This window comes from Actinomadura violacea, from assembly GCF_017573465.1.
GTDB lineage: Bacteria > Actinomycetota > Actinomycetes > Streptosporangiales > Streptosporangiaceae > Spirillospora > Spirillospora violacea.
Genome location: NZ_JAGEPF010000024.1, coordinates 1 through 14235, shown reverse-complemented (window position 1 = coordinate 14235; position 14235 = coordinate 1). Strand labels below are relative to the sequence as shown.

The 14235-nt window shown below is 74.2% G+C and carries 16 protein-coding genes; 12 read left to right on the top strand and 4 right to left on the bottom strand.

Annotation, left to right across the window (positions count from 1 at the left end):
• Positions 1–24: 24 nt before the first annotated feature.
• The gene (locus tag J4709_RS35255) at positions 25–840 is read left to right on the top strand and encodes a hypothetical protein (RefSeq protein ID WP_208247492.1); all 816 of its coding nucleotides are present in this window, start codon (positions 25–27) and stop codon (positions 838–840) included.
• Positions 841–871: 31 nt separating this feature from the next.
• Here the strand turns inward: J4709_RS35255 and J4709_RS35250 are convergent, their stop codons facing one another.
• Positions 872–1624, bottom strand: a complete 753-nt coding sequence (locus tag J4709_RS35250) for a glycerophosphodiester phosphodiesterase (RefSeq protein WP_208247489.1) — start codon at positions 1622–1624, stop codon at positions 872–874.
• On the bottom strand, positions 1621–2322 hold the full coding sequence (gene ispD / locus J4709_RS35245; protein ID WP_208247488.1) for a 2-C-methyl-D-erythritol 4-phosphate cytidylyltransferase: 702 nt from the start codon (positions 2320–2322) through the stop codon (positions 1621–1623). The genes J4709_RS35250 and ispD overlap by 4 nt, the downstream gene beginning before the upstream one ends.
• Positions 2323–2421: 99 nt before the next feature.
• Between ispD and J4709_RS55070 the strand changes: the two genes are divergently transcribed.
• From J4709_RS55070 to J4709_RS35215, 6 genes are read left to right on the top strand one after another with little or no spacing between them, the layout of a single operon-like run.
• Entirely contained in the window at positions 2422–3237 is an 816-nt protein-coding gene (locus J4709_RS55070) for a DUF5941 domain-containing protein (RefSeq protein WP_208247485.1), read from the top strand.
• A complete protein-coding gene (locus J4709_RS35235) occupies positions 3234–3836 on the top strand; it encodes a DUF5941 domain-containing protein (protein WP_208247483.1) in 603 nt (200 codons plus the stop codon). The genes J4709_RS55070 and J4709_RS35235 overlap by 4 nt, the downstream gene beginning before the upstream one ends.
• Positions 3833–4564 carry a phosphocholine cytidylyltransferase family protein gene (locus J4709_RS35230; protein ID WP_208247481.1) on the top strand — a complete coding sequence of 244 codons (732 nt, stop codon included), beginning with the start codon at positions 3833–3835 and terminating at the stop codon, positions 4562–4564. Before J4709_RS35235 ends, J4709_RS35230 begins: the two co-directional genes overlap by 4 nt.
• A 60-nt stretch (positions 4565–4624) precedes the next feature.
• Positions 4625–5704 carry an iron-containing alcohol dehydrogenase family protein gene (locus J4709_RS35225; protein WP_208247760.1) on the top strand — a complete coding sequence of 360 codons (1080 nt, stop codon included), beginning with the start codon at positions 4625–4627 and terminating at the stop codon, positions 5702–5704.
• Positions 5694–6563 carry a CDP-alcohol phosphatidyltransferase family protein gene (locus J4709_RS35220; protein ID WP_208247479.1) on the top strand — a complete coding sequence of 290 codons (870 nt, stop codon included), beginning with the start codon at positions 5694–5696 and terminating at the stop codon, positions 6561–6563. The genes J4709_RS35225 and J4709_RS35220 overlap by 11 nt, the downstream gene beginning before the upstream one ends.
• 23 nt (positions 6564–6586) lie before the next feature.
• The gene (locus tag J4709_RS35215) at positions 6587–7441 is read left to right on the top strand and encodes a glycosyltransferase family 2 protein (protein ID WP_232384554.1); all 855 of its coding nucleotides are present in this window, start codon (positions 6587–6589) and stop codon (positions 7439–7441) included.
• On the opposite strand, the gene J4709_RS35210 is transcribed toward J4709_RS35215, so the two are convergent.
• Complete coding sequence (locus J4709_RS35210; protein WP_208247474.1) at positions 7434–8066, bottom strand: TetR/AcrR family transcriptional regulator; 633 nt, start codon at positions 8064–8066, stop codon at positions 7434–7436. The genes J4709_RS35215 and J4709_RS35210 overlap by 8 nt on opposite strands.
• Positions 8067–8522: 456 nt before the next feature.
• Here J4709_RS35210 and J4709_RS35205 point away from each other — a divergent pair, with 456 nt between their 5' ends.
• Genes J4709_RS35205 through J4709_RS35190 form a run of 4 tightly spaced genes read left to right on the top strand, consistent with a single transcriptional unit; the run spans position 8523 to position 12385 of the window.
• Positions 8523–9074, top strand: a complete 552-nt coding sequence (locus J4709_RS35205; RefSeq protein WP_208247472.1) for a hypothetical protein — start codon at positions 8523–8525, stop codon at positions 9072–9074.
• Positions 9075–9107: 33 nt separating this feature from the next.
• On the top strand, positions 9108–10655 hold the full coding sequence (locus J4709_RS35200) for a hypothetical protein (RefSeq protein WP_208247470.1): 1548 nt from the start codon (positions 9108–9110) through the stop codon (positions 10653–10655).
• Between the two features lie 45 nt (positions 10656–10700).
• The gene (locus tag J4709_RS35195) at positions 10701–11966 is read left to right on the top strand and encodes a S53 family peptidase (protein ID WP_208247469.1); all 1266 of its coding nucleotides are present in this window, start codon (positions 10701–10703) and stop codon (positions 11964–11966) included.
• Positions 11957–12385: a hypothetical protein gene (locus J4709_RS35190; protein WP_208247467.1), complete on the top strand. Its 429-nt coding sequence runs from the start codon at positions 11957–11959 to the stop codon at positions 12383–12385. The genes J4709_RS35195 and J4709_RS35190 overlap by 10 nt, the downstream gene beginning before the upstream one ends.
• Before the next feature lie 17 nt (positions 12386–12402).
• Here J4709_RS35190 and J4709_RS35185 read toward each other — a convergent pair whose 3' ends face one another.
• Positions 12403–13317, bottom strand: coding sequence for an RNA polymerase sigma-70 factor (locus J4709_RS35185; RefSeq protein ID WP_208247465.1), 915 nt, complete (start codon positions 13315–13317; stop codon positions 12403–12405).
• A gap of 189 nt (positions 13318–13506) precedes the next feature.
• On the opposite strand from J4709_RS35185, the gene J4709_RS35180 reads away from it, so the two are divergent.
• A complete protein-coding gene (locus J4709_RS35180) occupies positions 13507–13992 on the top strand; it encodes a carboxymuconolactone decarboxylase family protein (RefSeq protein WP_208247463.1) in 486 nt (161 codons plus the stop codon).
• The last annotated feature ends 243 nt before the right edge of the window (positions 13993–14235 follow it).

Below are 14235 nucleotides of genomic sequence, written 5' to 3'. Positions count from 1 at the left end.
CCCGCCGGACGCGAGGAGGTTGCCATGTCCAACGGCGCACGCCACGGAATAGGCGTGGTGGTCGGGGTCGTCGCGACCGCGATACTCACGTTCTGCCTGACCATGGGCACCTACAAGATGTCCATGGTCCAGCGCTACTACTCCGCGACCTTCCGCAACTACCACGGCGGGCAGCTGTGGACCGGGGTGGCGCTGCTGCTCGTGGCTGCGGTCGTGCTCGGGCTCGTCGTGGGATCGCGGGTGTCGCCGATCGCCTCGCTGATCCCCGGCGTGCTCTTCAGCGCCGTCGGCCTGCTGTGGGTCGCCGACGCCTCGTGGGCGGCGCAGAACACGGCGAAGAAGTCCTTCCCCGACTCCCTCACCTTCGGGTACCTGAACCTCGCGATGTTCGGGATGTTCCTCTTCCTCGGCATCGCGCTGCTCGTCGCGTCCGTGCCGCCGTCGAGGTGGCGCGCCCGGACGGCCGGGGCCGCCGCGCCGCGCTACGCAGGCCCGCCGCCCGCCCCTATGGGCCCGCCGGCCGGTGCGCCGGGCGCTCCGGCGCCGCTGGGCGCGCCCCAGCCGCCCGCACAGGACGCGCCGTGGGGACGCCCCCCGCAGTACGGGCAGCAGCCCTCCGCGCAGCCTCCCGCGCAGCCGCAGTACGGGGCTCCCGCGCAGCCGAGCCTCCCGCCGGCGTCGTCGTCCGGGCCGGCGTCCCCGCCCGCGCGTCCGGCGGCCGGCGCCGTCCCGTTCGAGGACGAGGGACCCAAGCCGTCCGGGCAGGGCGGCGGGTCCGGCGCCGGCGTCGGCGAGTGGACCCAGATGTACGGCGGCGACGACCTGTCCGGCAACCGCTAGCGCGCCGCCGGCCCGGCCCCGGGCCCGGCCGCTAGGCCAGCGCCGCGAGGACGCCGGGGACGTCGTTGACGACCATCGCGTCGACCCCGGCGGCCGCGTAGTCCGGGGCGCGCTCGGCGGCCGGGCACCAGGCGATCACGTCCAGGCCCGCCTCGTGCGCGACGTCCACGCAGTGCTCCAGCGGCCGCAGCCGGCTGTCGGGGTGTTCGAACCCGCACGAGCCGGTGTGCACCGCGATGGCCTGCAGGTTCAGGCCCGCCGCGGCCGGGACCGCGTGCCACATCGGGAACCGCAGCCAGGTCAGCAGGCCCAGCGGGACGTCCGGCAGCTCGTCCCGCAGGAACACCAGCAGCGCCGGGTCGAACGAGGTGACCAGCAGCCGGCGCCGCCGCGCCTCGCGCTTCAGCACCGGCAGCAGCAGCGCGCCCGTCCGGCGGGACGGCGCGTCCACCGCGTCCTCCAGCACCGTCTTGACGTCGACGTCGACCGCCACGTCCGCGGGCAGCGCGTCGAAGATGTCGGTGAGCAGCGGCAGGCCGCTGGCGTCGGCGGGCATGTCGACGATGTGGTCGCCGCCCTCGACGGTCGGGTCGTGCCGCAGGACGAGGTGGTCGTCGGCGGTGCGGGTCACGTCGATCTCCACCCACGACAGCCCCGCCGCCGCGGCGGCGAGCATCGACTCCAGGGTGTTCTCCGCGACCGGCGACGCCGCGCCGGGCGGGGTGAGCCTGCCCGCGCCGTAGCCGCGGTGCCCGATGACGGCCGGTGACGTCTCGAAGATCAAGGCAGGTCCTCCTGGGCGAGGTGCTCGGCGACGACGGCGTCCAGCGGCTGGGTGACCTTGAGGTTGCGCTCGCTGCCCTCGACCACCCGGATCGGCATGTCCGGCAGGTAGCGGTGCACGATCCCGCAGTCGTCGGTGGCGCGCAGCGCCGGATCGGCGAGCGCCAGCTCGTACGCCTTGCGGAGCGTCCCGAGCCGGAAGCCCTGCGGCGTCTGGAACCGGCACATCGTCTCGCGCGGCGGCATGGACGCGACCACGCCGTCCTCGACGACGACGATCGTGTCCGGCGACGGGACGCCCACCGCGACGGCGTCGTGGCCGTCCAGCGCGTCCAGGACCCGGTCGATGACCGGGGCGTCCACGAACGGGCGGGCCGCGTCGTGGAACAGCACGCGCGTGTCGGCGGGACGGTCCTCCAGGGCGCGCAGCGCCGCGACCGTCGAGGCGGTGCGGGTCGCGCCGCCCTCGACCACGCCCGTCACGCTGCGGAACGGCGCGGCGATCACGCCCGCGTCGCGCAGGTGCCCGGCGGCCATCACCACCAGCACCTCGGCGATGCCGGGATGGGCGTCGAACGCGGCGATCGCGTGCGCCAGGATCGGCCGCCCGCCCACCTCGATGAGCTGCTTGGGACGTCCCGCGCCCATGCGCTCGCCGATGCCGCCGGCGAGCACCACCGCAACCGTCCGCGCCGCCATCTCTCCCTCTCGCCGCTCGTCCCGCCCGCGGGACAGACGGTCACCGAGTCGCTACGCTGAGCAGTCACCCGCATGCTCCGATCCCGCCTGGAGGCGCCGATGCCCAGGGTGCGCCCCTGGCGCCGGCCCGCCCCGCTCAACGTACCGGAGGCGGCCGGCGCCGCGGAGGAGAACCGCGCCCGCCCGCGGTGGCCCGCCGGGCGCGAGGACCGCGGCCGCGCCGCGCGGCACCGCGGCGACGGGCTCGTCGCCGCGTACGCGGTCGGCGGGTACGCGCCGTACCTGGTGCGCTGGGCGGCGTCGCGCGGCCTCACGTCCGGGACCGTCGCGGCGATCTCGTTCTCGTTCGGGGCGCTCGCCGCGGTGTGGTTCTCCGCCGGCTCCCGCGCCGGGATGATCACCGGCGCGGGGCTGCTCTACGCCTCGTTCGTCCTGGACTGCGTGGACGGCGGGCTGGCGCGCGCGGCCGGGACGCCCGGGACCGCGTGGCCGGCGGGCGTCCTGAGCCGCGCCAAGGAGGCCGCCGTGTACGCGGGCCTCGCCGCCGGCGCGGGAGCGGAGCCGTCCGGCGGGCCCGGCCTCGCCGGCAACGCGTGGGCGGCGGCGGTGGCCGCGCTCGCGCTCCTCACGGTCCGGCAGACGATGGACGTGGCGTACGCGACGTCCCGGCACGGCCGGCGCCCGCGCCCGCCCCGCATCCGCAACGAGGTCGCGCGCCGCGCGGTGCGGGCGCTCGCGCTCCCGGCCGGCGAGCGGTTCGCGCTGATCGCGGTCACCGCCGCGCTCGCCGGCGCCCGCGTCACGCTGACGGTCCTGCTGGTGTGGGGGTCGGCCGCGGCCGCGTTCGTCCTCGCCGGGCACGCGCGCGACTCGTTCGCCCGGCCGGGGCCCGCACCGGGACCGGCGGACCGGTGAGCGACGCCGTCCAGGTCGGCGACCACCGCGACGACGGGCCCGTGTGTCTGCTGCTCGGCGGGACGGCGCGCGGCCGGCTCCCGCCGCTGCCCGCCGCGCTGGCCGCCGCGGGCGTCACCGCGCTGCTGCTCGCCGCCGGCGCGCGCGGCTCGCCCGTCCCCGCGCTCCTCGCCCCGTTCGTGGCGGTCCTGCTGGCCGGCCCCTCCGCAGGTCACCCGCATACCGGACGGCTGGACTGGCTCGTACCGCCCATAATCCGCGCGATCGAGTATGGTTACCTCGCCGTACTGGGGTTTGCGCAGGGAGTGTCGGCACCGGTCGTCTACGTGCCGGCGGCCGTCCTCGCGCTCCACCACTGCGACGTCGCGTACCGCTCCCGCCGCGGGGTCCGGCCGCGAGGGCTCGCCCTCCGCGCCGGTCTCGGCTGGGAGGGCCGGATGCTCTGGGTGGCCTTCGCGGGCCTCTGCGGGCTCCTTCCGCTCGCGTACGCCGCGCTGGCCGCCTACCTTGGTGTGCTGTTCGGCGGTGAGGGCGTCGCCACGTGGGCGCGGTCCCGTCGCGGCGGATTGATGGTCGACTGGGAGGAAGAGAAGGCATGATCGGCATGGTGCTGGCGGCGGGCGCGGGCCGGAGGCTGCGGCCGTACACCGATACCCTCCCCAAGGCCCTGGTCCCCGTGGACGGCGAGACCACCATCCTGGACATCGCGCTCGGCAACCTCGCCGAGGTCGGCCTGACGGACGTGGTCATCGTCGTCGGCTACTGCGCCGGCGCCGTCGAGGAGCGCAAGGCCGCCCTCGAGGAGAAGTACGGCGTGTCCATCACGCTGGTCCACAACGACAAGGCCGAGGAGTGGAACAACGCCTACTCCATGTGGCTGGCTCGGGAGCACTTCTCCAAGGGCGTCCTCATGGTCAACGGCGACACGGTCCATCCGGTGAGCGTCGAGAAGACGCTACTGGCGAACCGCGGACCGGGCATCCTCCTCGCCGTGGACAACGTGAAAACTCTCGCCGACGAGGAGATGAAGGTCATCCTCGACGAGTCCGAGAACCTGAAGACCATCACCAAGCTGATGGACCCGTCCGCCGCCTACGGCGAGTACATCGGCGCCACCCTGATCGAGCCCGCCGCCGCGGAGCCCCTCGCGGACGCCCTGAAGGCGACCTGGGAGGCGAACCCCGACCAGTACTACGAGGACGGCTACCAGGAGCTGGTGAACCGGGGCGGCCGCATCGCGGTCGCGCCGATCGGCGCGGTCGACTGGGTCGAGGTGGACAACCACGACGACCTGGAGAAGGCCCGCCGGATCGCCAAGACCTACTGACGCCGCCGGCGCCACGCGGGACGACCCCGAGCGAGGAGGCCCATGCCCCTGCTGACGCGGATGCTGAACGCGCCGCTGTCCATCGACGTGCGGCGCGGCGCCGTCGCCGCCCTCGGCGAGCTGCTCGCCGACAAGCGGATCGCCACCGAGGGACGGGTGGCCATCGCCGTCGGCCAAGGCCAGGGCGACCACATCGCCGAGCACGTCCGCCCGTCCCTGTCGGCCTGCGAGGTGTTCCAGGTCGAGGGCGGCACCGTCGACGCGGCCGTCGGCCTCGCCGGCAAGCTGCGCGGCGGGACGTTCGAGGCCGTCGTCGGGATCGGCGGCGGCCGGACGATCGACGCGACCAAGTACGCGGCGACGCTGTCGGGCATCCCGATGGTGTCGGTCGCCACGAACCTGTCCCACGACGGGATCTGCTCCCCGGTCGCGTCCCTGCAGCACGACAAGGGCAAGGGCTCGTTCGGCGTCGTGATGCCGCTGGCGATGGTCGTCGACCTCGACTACGTGCACAACGCGCCGGACCGGCTCGTCCGCGCCGGGGTCGGCGACGTGGTCAGCAACTTCTCCGCGGTGGACGACTGGCTGCTGGCCGCCGAGCAGTGCGGCGAGCGCGTCGACCGGATGGCGCTGACCGTCGCCCGGACCGCCGCCGAGGCGCTGCTGCACCAGCCGGGCTCGATCGAGTCCGACCGGTTCCTCACCGTCCTCGCCGAGGGCCTGGTGCTGTCGGGGATGGCGATGTCGTTCGCCGGCGACTCGCGCCCGGCGAGCGGCGGCGACCACGAGATCCTGCACGCCGTCGACCAGCTCTACCCGGGGACCGCCAACCACGGCGAGCTCGCGGGGATCGGCGCGGCGTTCTGCTACCACCTGCGCGCCACCCGGCTCGACGGCGGCGGCGCGGGCGCTGGCGACACCGCCGCGGAGCGGCTCGCGGAGATCCTCGCCTGCCTCGGCCGGCACGGGCTGCCCCGCTTCCCGGCCGACGTCGGCCTGACCGAGGACCAGTTCGCGGAGGCCGTGCTGTACGCCCCGCGCACCCGTCCCGGCCGCTATACGATCTTGGAACACCTCGGCCTCGACAAGGGCGAGACGCTCAAGGCGGTGGAAGAGTATGTCCAGGCCCATGGAGACTGAGCTCCCCGGACCCCCCGCGGCCGGTCCCGGCTCCCCGGAGGAGGGCGACCACCGCCCGCCGCGCAACGCGGCGAAGGTCGCCGACATCCGCCGGTACGGGCAGCCGCCCGGCCTGAAGGACCGGCGCAACGAGGAGCACTGGGCGGGGCGCCTGTACATGCGCGACCTGTCCCCGTACTTCGGGTGGATCGCGCTGCGGCTCGGGTTCAGCCCGAACCAGCTCACGTACCTGATGATGCTGAGCGGCATCGTCGCGGGCGTCGTGGTGTCGCTGCCCGCGTCCGGCACGGGCGCGCTGTGGACGGCCCTCGGCGGCGCCCTGCTCATCCAGGTGTACCTGCTGCTCGACTGCGTCGACGGCGAGGTCGCCCGGTACCTGCGGCAGACGTCGGTCGCGGGGGTCTTCCTCGACCGCATCGGGCACTACCTGTCGGAGATCTCGCTGCTCATCGGGCTCGGCTTCGCCGCGCAGGGCGGCTGGAAGAACGGCGGCTGGGCCGAGCTCGGGCTCGTCGCCGCGCTCGGCGCCGCGCTGATCAAGGCGGAGACCGACAACGTCGTGGTGGCCCGCGCCAAGTCGGGCCTGACCGCCGACCCGTCCGGCGGCGACCGGGCGCTGCGGCCCCGCTCCACCGGGATCGCGCTGGCCCGGCAGGCCGCGTCGATGCTGCGCTTCCACCGCATCATCGGCGCCGTCGAGCTGTCGCTGCTGATCCTCGCCGCCGCCCTGATCGACACCCTGACCGGCGCGGACACCCCCGTCGCGATCCGCGTCCTGATGGTCGCCGTCGCGCTCGTCGCGGTCGTCCAGACCCTGCTGCACCTGGTCAGCATCCTGGCCTCCCGGAGACTGAAGTGAAACTCAGCGTCGTCGTCCTCACCATGGGCAACCGCCCGGAGGAGCTGGCCCGCGCCGTCCGCAGCGCGCTGGAGCAGGAGCACGCGGACGTCGAGGTCGTCCTCGTCGGCAACGGCGTCGACCCGGTCGGCGACCGGGCCGGGATCCCGCCGTTCGACGACGAGCGCGTCAAGACGATCAGCCTGCCGACGAACGTCGGCATCCCGGCGGGCCGCAACCGCGGCGTCGAGGCGTCCTGCGGCGACGTGGTGGTGTTCCTCGACGACGACGGCTTCTACCGCTCCAACCGCCTCGGCACCTACCTGCGGGACCGGTTCGCCGCCGATCCGGGGCTCGGCGTCATGTCGTTCCGGGTCCGCGACCCGGAGGGCGGGCGCGGCGAGCGGCGGCACGTGCCGCGGCTGCGCGCGGGCGACCCCGAGCGCTCCTCGGAGGTCACGACGTTCCTCGGCGGCGCCTGCGCGATCCGCCGCGCCGCGTTCGACGCGGGCGGCGGCCTGCCGGAGGACTTCTTCTACGCGCACGAGGAGACCGACCTCGCGTGGCAGATCCTCAACGCCGGCTACCACATCGTGTACGACTCGTCGGCGGTGATGTTCCACCCGGCGGTGCTGCCGACGCGGCACGAGATGTTCTATCGGTACAACGCGCGCAACCGCGTGTGGCTGGCGCGCCGGAACCTGCCGTGGCCGCTGGCGTTCACCTACCTCGCGGTGTGGGTCGGCATGACGCTGATGCGCGAGCGCAAGCCGAGCGCCCTGAAGCCCTGGTTCAAGGGCTTCCTGGAGGGCTGGCGCAAGCCGGCCGGTCCGCGCCGGCCGATCTCCTACCGCACCGCCTGGCGCATGACGAGGACGGGCCGCCCGCCCATCATCTGACCGCCGACAGGATCAGGTGCGCCAGCTCCCGGCTGATGTCGTCCAGCGGGATCGTCTGGTCGCGGGCGGACCAGTGGTGGACGAGGTTGTTGGCGGCCCCGATGATCGCGATGACGGTGAGGCGGTAGTCGCGGTCGGCGGCCTCGCCGCGCTCGACGGCCTCCCGGATCATTACGAGCATCGCCTCCTCCCAGTGCGCGCGCCACTGCAGCCGGTGCCGTTCGAGGGCGGGGCTGACCCCGATGACCTCGACGAACGCGATGCGCGCCCAGCGCGGGTCGCTGGCGGTGACGGTGACGAACGCGCGGACGGCGCGTTCGACGCGGACGGGCAGGGGCTCGCCGGCGGCCTCGGCGTAGGCGGTGTCGAGGGCGGCGCGGGCGCGCTCGTTGATGCCGCGGTGCAGGGCGGTGAGCAGTTCCTCGCGTCCGGCGAACTCCTCGTAGAAGTTGCGGGTGGACACGCTGGCGGTGGCGCAGAGCCGCTCGATGGAGGTCGCCGCGTAGCCGCGGGTGCCGAACAGTTCGAGGCCGGCGCCGAGGAGCCGCTCCCGCCGGTCGGCGCGGCGCTCCTCGGCGGAGCGGCCACCGTAGCTGCGGCGGGGGGCGGGGTTCCGGCCGCTCATCGATCTCCGTTCTGGCGGTGTCGGAAGGAGGCAGCGCCAGCCTAACCGCGCCCGCGCCCCCGCGCCTCCCGCTCAGCAGGCCGGCGCCCGCGCGGAGTGCCGCCGAGGGCGCCCCCCGATGGGCGGCCGGCCGGAATCCGAGGCATCCGTCCCGGCGCGGATAGTGACCCCCGTGCCACCGCCGGAAACACGCACATCGCGATGACTTCCGCGAATGGCCCCGGTCGAATTCCGCTCCGGTGCGCAAAAATTCGCCGCCTTTCCGCCCGGCGCCGATACCGGGCGCGAGTCCAGGTCCGGCCGCACCGTTGACAGAGCTGATCAACTGATTTTGAATCGGCTTTCGATCGCTCCCTCTCCCATCGTCGCCGGCCCGGGACGGACCAGCCGTCCCGCGACCCGGATCTGCCCGCCTTTCCGCTGACACACGGCCATGCGCCGTTTCCGGAGGCTGCCATGGAACCCGACCCGACGTCCCCAGCCACGACCCGCCGCGTCTTCCTCGTCGCCGGCGGGACCGCCGTCTCCGCCGTGCTCGTCGGGACGGCGCCGGCCGGCGCCGCCGAGGGCCCGGCCGGCGGCGACGGCGCCGCCCTGACCACCGACCAGACGGCGGCTGTGCTGGCCGTCGCGCGGATCGGCGCGGTCTATCCCGTCCCGTTCCCGGCCTACGGCGAACCCGGCCCGGCCGTCCGCCGGGCCACCGAGCCCCGTCTGCGGGCCGCCGCCGCGAAGCTGGACGCCGCCCGGCTCACGCCCGTGCGGACCGCCGCGGAGGACCTCGTCGCCCGCGGCGCGCACCGCAAGAGCGGGGCGGCGCTGCTCGCCGACCTCGGCGCGGCCGCCGCCGACGCGGACCGCAGGAAACCGCTGACCGCGCTCACCGCGCTCGCGGTCGCCACGGTGTCCCGCCGTTTCGACCCGGGTTCCGACGAAGCCGCGGACGCCTGGCTCGGAATGCTCGCCCGCCTGCACCGCAACGGAATCCGGCCGACGGTCCAGGGCTGAGCCGAACAAGCCGAGCCGAACAAAGGGAGACCCATGACGTTGGACGCGCATTCGCCGGCGACACTGGAACGCGCCAGGCGCGACCTCTTCGACCGCCATTTCGACGACCCGAATTTCACCGGCTGCGCGATCGGCCGCCGCCGCAGGGCGGGGGCGGTGCTCGATGAGCCCGTCGTCGTCGCCATGGTGGTGAAGAAGCTCGGCGAGGGTTTCGTGTCCCGGCGCCGGCTGCTGCCGAAGACGATCGGCGTGGACGGCGCGTCCGTCGGTGTCGACGTCGTCGAGGTGGGGCGCCTCGCCCGGCACGGCCGGGCCAGCGGCCCCATCCCCGACCGCCTCCGCCCGCCGCTGCAGGGCGGCGGGATCTCCAACACGCACGGCTCCGTGGCGGGGTCGATCGGCTGCTTCGTCCGCGACGACACCGACGGCACCATCAACATCCTGTCGTCCAACCACGTCGTGGGGCGGATGAGCGCCGGGGCGAAGGGGGAGGCCATCGCCCAGCCCGCCACGGCCGACGCGGGCGGGACGGCGGAGACGGTCGCCAAGCTCAAGCGGTCCGTCGCGGTCAGCACGACCGCCACCGACAACCTCGTGGACGCGGCCATCGCGCAGCTCGACGACCAGAGCGCCTACGGCCAGGACGTGGCGCACGGGCTGATGGCGCCGATCTCGGCGTCCCACCCGGTGGTCGGGATGGTCGTGGCGGGCGACGCGGGCACCAACTGCTTCCTCACCCCGATCGGGCACGTGCTGCAGCAGCTGAAGGTGAGCCTGCTGCCCGCGACCTCGTCCTCCCCCTGCACGGTCGCCGCGACGATCGGGATGCACCTCGAGAAGGTCGGGCGGGCCAGCGGCTACTCGTCCAGCACCGTGGACGCCCTCGCCGCACAGGTGAAGATCGACTTCTCCGCGAAGCAGGACCGCAGCGACGTCCGGGTGCTGTCCGACCTCATCTGGACGCAGGCGTTCAACCTGCCCGGCGACTCGGGGGCGATCGCCTGCCAGGGCGGCGACGGGATGACGTTCGTGGTGAAGCCGCGCGTCGACTGCCCGATCCTCGGCGCGGTCGGCGGCTACTACGACCTGCCCCTCGTCGACGACAACCCGCTGACCAGCAAGGCGCGCGACGAGTTCTTCTCGCAGAGCCTCACCGGGAACCTGCTGATCTCCGTGCTGTACCAGAACTCGCAGGTCGTCATCGACCGGCTGCAGGGCAAGACGGCCGACGCGGACGCGCAGTCCTACGCCCTGTCGTACTACGACCGCTACCACGACCTGCTCGCCGGCGTCCTGGCCGACCCGGACTCGACGGTGACGGTCACCGACGGGAACCTCAGCGACGTCCTGAACATCATCCTCGGGATGAGCGGAGCGTACGGGGTGGGCGAGCCGGTCCTGACCCCGGACGAGAGCAACGCGGCCCTGAACCTCTACGACGCGGTCCTCTCCCAGACGCTCGGCATGAACCGCGCCCAGATCCTCGCCTACATGCAGCAGCAGGACGTCTACCAGAAGGTCGTCGACCAGGCGTCGACCGTGCCGACGGTCGAGGTGACGGGTCCCGTCTCGGCGGGCTGACGGAGATCCCCACGGCACGTCGTTCCGACTCTGAGGAAGCCACAGATGACAGTGCTCCCCCCTGCACGGGTCCTCCGAACGATCCTGTCCATCGCCGCGTCGCTCTGCCTCGCGGCACTCCTTCCCGTACCGCCGGCGGTGGCGGACGGACCGTCAGCGGGCGGACCGTCGCCGGGCGGCGTCGAGCGGACGTGCGCGTGGCCACCGCAGCACGGCCGATCCTCCTGCCTCGCGCTCAGGCGCACCGATCTCGGAGGAAAGGCCGGGCTGAAGGGCGTCGTGGCCGACGGATACGGGCCGAGTGAGCTCCAGGACGCCTACAACCTGCCGTCGAAGACGAACGGCAAGGGCCAGACGGTCGCGATCGTCGACGCCTACGACGACCCGCACGCCGAATCCGACCTCGCCGCCTACCGGTCCTTCTACGGGCTCCCGCCGTGCACCACCGCGAACGGCTGCTTCCGCAAGTACAACCAGCGCGGCGATACGAAGGACTACCCCGACCCCGACCGCGGCTGGTCCGGGGAGATCGCCCTCGACCTCGACATGGTGTCCGCGATCTGCCCGAACTGCCACATCGCGCTCGTCGAGGCGGACTCCAACTCCAACGACGACCTCGCCGGCGCGGTGAGCACCGCCGCCACGTCGTGGCTGACGGGGGCGAAGTACATCTCCAACAGCTACGGTTCGACGGAGTCGTCGTCATCGCCCGACCGCAACGCCGACTACGTGGCCGAGGGCATCGCGGTGACGGCGTCGGCGGGCGACAGCGGCCTGGAGGTCGAGTTCCCCGCCGCCGACCCCTACGTGATCGCGGTGGGCGGGACGTCCCTGCTGCCCGCCGCCAACGCCCGGGGCTGGGACGAGATCACCTGGTCCGGGACGGGTTCGGGCTGCTCGAAGTACGAGCAGCCGAGACCGCCGTGGCAGACCGACCCCGGCTGCTCGCACCGGATGGTCACGGACGTGTCGGCCGTCGCGGACCCCGAGACGGGCGTCGCCGTCTACGACACCTATGGCGCCACCAACGGCTGGGGCGTCTACGGCGGTACCAGCGCGTCGTCGCCGATCATCGCGTCGGTGTACGCGCTGGCCGGGCCGCCCGCCTCGGACGGCACCGACCCGGCCTACTCCGTCTACAAGCACGCGGACCAGCTCAACGACATCGTGGCGGGCCGCAACTCGTGGGACCCGTGCACCCCGTCCTACGCCTGCCAGGCCGGGCCGGGCTACGACGGGCCGACGGGGAACGGGACGCCGAACGGCATCGGCGCGTTCGTCGCGACGCCGGGGTACCCCTGGTGGCCCTGACCGGGCACCGGCGGGCGCGCGGTGCGCTGGTGCCGGCCGGTCTCGCCCTCGCCCTCGCCGCCGGCTGCGGCGGAGGCGGGGGCGGGGGCGGCCGGGCGTGCCCGATGATCCGCGGGCACGACGGCATCACGATCGACGCGGCGCCGTTCGCCGCGGCCCACCCGCGGGCCCGGCGGCTGTGCGTGGGGAGCCGGTGCGTCCCGCTCACCGCGAAGCCGCCCGAACCGCAGGGGATCACGGTGCCGTATCACGGCGCTCCGTTGCGGATCCGGGTCGTCGTGGCGGCCGCGGACGGGTCCGCGCTGGTCGACCGGACCGTGTCCGCCAGGGCGCACCGCATCGCCGCGAAGGGCTGCGACACGATCGCCCGCCAGGGGCGCGTCACCGTGGCGGCCGACGGCTCGGTCCGCGCGAGCTGACCCCGTCCGGGCGGCGGTCAGCGGAGGACGGGGGTCTCCTCCGCCATGCGGGAGAGCTTCTCGGGGTTGCGGACGGCGTACAGGCCGGTGATGAGGCCGTCGTCGACGCGGACCGCGATGACGGTGTCGATCTCGCCGTCGAGCCGGAACACCAGCGCCGGATGGCCGTTGACGTGCGCGGGGCGCAGCGTCGCCGCCGCGCCGAACCGGGACAGCCCGACGGCGATGGGCCCCACCCGGTCCGCTCCGGTGATGGGCTCCAGCGCGGCCTGCGCGACCCCGCCGCCGTCGCCGAGGAACACCACGTCGGGCGCGAGGACGTCCAGCAGCCGCTGGAGGTCGCCGGTCTCGACCGCGCGCTGGAACTCGCGGAGCGCGGTCCGGGTCTGGTCCGCGGTGACGGCGCCGCGGGGGCGGCGCGCGGCGACGTGCGCCCGCGCCCGGCGGACGATCTGCCGGACGGCGGCCGGGTTCTTCCCGACGGCCTCGGCGATCTCGTCGTAGGGCAGGTCGAACACCTCGCGCAGCACGAACACGGCCCGCTCGGTCGGCGCGAGCGTCTCCAGCACCAGCAGCATCGCCATCGAGAGGCTGTCGGCGAGTTCGACGTCGTCGGCGACGTCGGGGGCGGTGAGCAGCGGCTCGGGCAGCCACGGGCCGACGTAGGACTCCTTGCGGCGGCGGAGCGTGCGGAGCCGGCCGAGGGCCTGCCGGGTGGTGATCCGGACGAGGTAGGCGCGGTGGTCGCGGACGCCGGCGAGGTCGACGCCGGTCCAGCGCAGCCACGTCTCCTGGAGGACGTCCTCCGCGTCGGCGGCGGAGCCGAGCATCTCGTAGGCGACGGTGAACAGCAGGTTGCGGTGGGCGACGAACGCCTCGGTGGCGGGGTCGGGCCGGCCGCCTCCGGTCGTCGGTTCCGCGGGTCCGCTCATGGCCGGCTCCTGTTCGCTCGTCGTCAAGGCTGCCATGCGCATGGGATGCCGCCCGCGGCCGCCCTGTGACACCCGCGGCCGGTGGCGTACGTCACAGGACGGCGCCGTCACAGGATCGGGGGCGCCGGCATCTTCATGGCATCGGGACGCCGCGCGACGAGGAGCGCGGCCCGGCGATGAGGAGAAGACATGGAATCCCGGTTCGACCTGATGGCCAACGGCATCGGCGCCAAGATCGGCAAGCGGTTCTTCAACGTCAGCCTGGCGATCCAGCAGTCGTCGCTGCCCCGGACGGTCCAGGACCTGGTGATGACGCGGGCCAGCCAGATCAACGGCTGCGGCTATTGCCTGGACGCCCACACCAAGGAGGCGGCGGCCGCGGGGGAGACCGCGGTGCGGCTCGCGCTGGTCGCGGCGTGGCGCGAGTCCACCGTGTTCACCGGGGCGGAGCGGGCCGCGCTGGCGCTCGCCGAGGAGGGCACCCGGCTCGCCGACGCCCATGAGGGCGTGTCGGACGCGACGTGGGCGCTCGTGCGCGAGCACTACGACGACGACCAGATCGCGGCGCTCGTCTACCTCGTCGCGATGATCAACGCGGCGAACCGGCTCGGCGTGATCGTCCGCCAGAAGGGCGGTTCCTTCGAGCCGGGCGCGTTCGCCGGCCTGGAGAACTGACCGTTCCGCCCGGACCGCCCGCCCGGTCGCGGGCGGGCGGATCCGGGCACGGCGGTCTCCCGGCGCCGCGCGGGGCGCCGTCAGGGGGCCGTCAGGGGGCACCGTCAGGGGCGGCGGGGCGGACGACCGCGTCGAGGAACCGGCGCAGCAGCCGGTCCGCCGGCGAGCCCGCCACGGCGGCCAGGGCCGCCCGGGCGGCGTCCGCGGCCTCGCGGGCCCCCGGCGTCGGGCGAGCGGCGGGGC

Coding starts and splice junctions, on each gene's coding strand:
- J4709_RS35255 (WP_208247492.1), top strand. CDS start 25: ATGTCCAACGGCGCACGCCACGGAATAGGCGTGGTGGTCGGGGTCGTC.
- ispD (WP_208247488.1), bottom strand. CDS start 2,322: ATGGCGGCGCGGACGGTTGCGGTGGTGCTCGCCGGCGGCATCGGCGAG.
- J4709_RS55070 (WP_208247485.1), top strand. CDS start 2,422: ATGCCCAGGGTGCGCCCCTGGCGCCGGCCCGCCCCGCTCAACGTACCG.
- J4709_RS35230 (WP_208247481.1), top strand. CDS start 3,833: ATGATCGGCATGGTGCTGGCGGCGGGCGCGGGCCGGAGGCTGCGGCCG.
- J4709_RS35225 (WP_208247760.1), top strand. CDS start 4,625: ATGCTGAACGCGCCGCTGTCCATCGACGTGCGGCGCGGCGCCGTCGCC.
- J4709_RS35220 (WP_208247479.1), top strand. CDS start 5,694: ATGGAGACTGAGCTCCCCGGACCCCCCGCGGCCGGTCCCGGCTCCCCG.
- J4709_RS35215 (WP_232384554.1), top strand. CDS start 6,587: ATGGGCAACCGCCCGGAGGAGCTGGCCCGCGCCGTCCGCAGCGCGCTG.
- J4709_RS35210 (WP_208247474.1), bottom strand. CDS start 8,066: ATGAGCGGCCGGAACCCCGCCCCCCGCCGCAGCTACGGTGGCCGCTCC.
- J4709_RS35205 (WP_208247472.1), top strand. CDS start 8,523: ATGGAACCCGACCCGACGTCCCCAGCCACGACCCGCCGCGTCTTCCTC.
- J4709_RS35200 (WP_208247470.1), top strand. CDS start 9,108: ATGACGTTGGACGCGCATTCGCCGGCGACACTGGAACGCGCCAGGCGC.
- J4709_RS35195 (WP_208247469.1), top strand. CDS start 10,701: ATGACAGTGCTCCCCCCTGCACGGGTCCTCCGAACGATCCTGTCCATC.
- J4709_RS35185 (WP_208247465.1), bottom strand. CDS start 13,317: ATGAGCGGACCCGCGGAACCGACGACCGGAGGCGGCCGGCCCGACCCC.
- J4709_RS35180 (WP_208247463.1), top strand. CDS start 13,507: ATGGAATCCCGGTTCGACCTGATGGCCAACGGCATCGGCGCCAAGATC.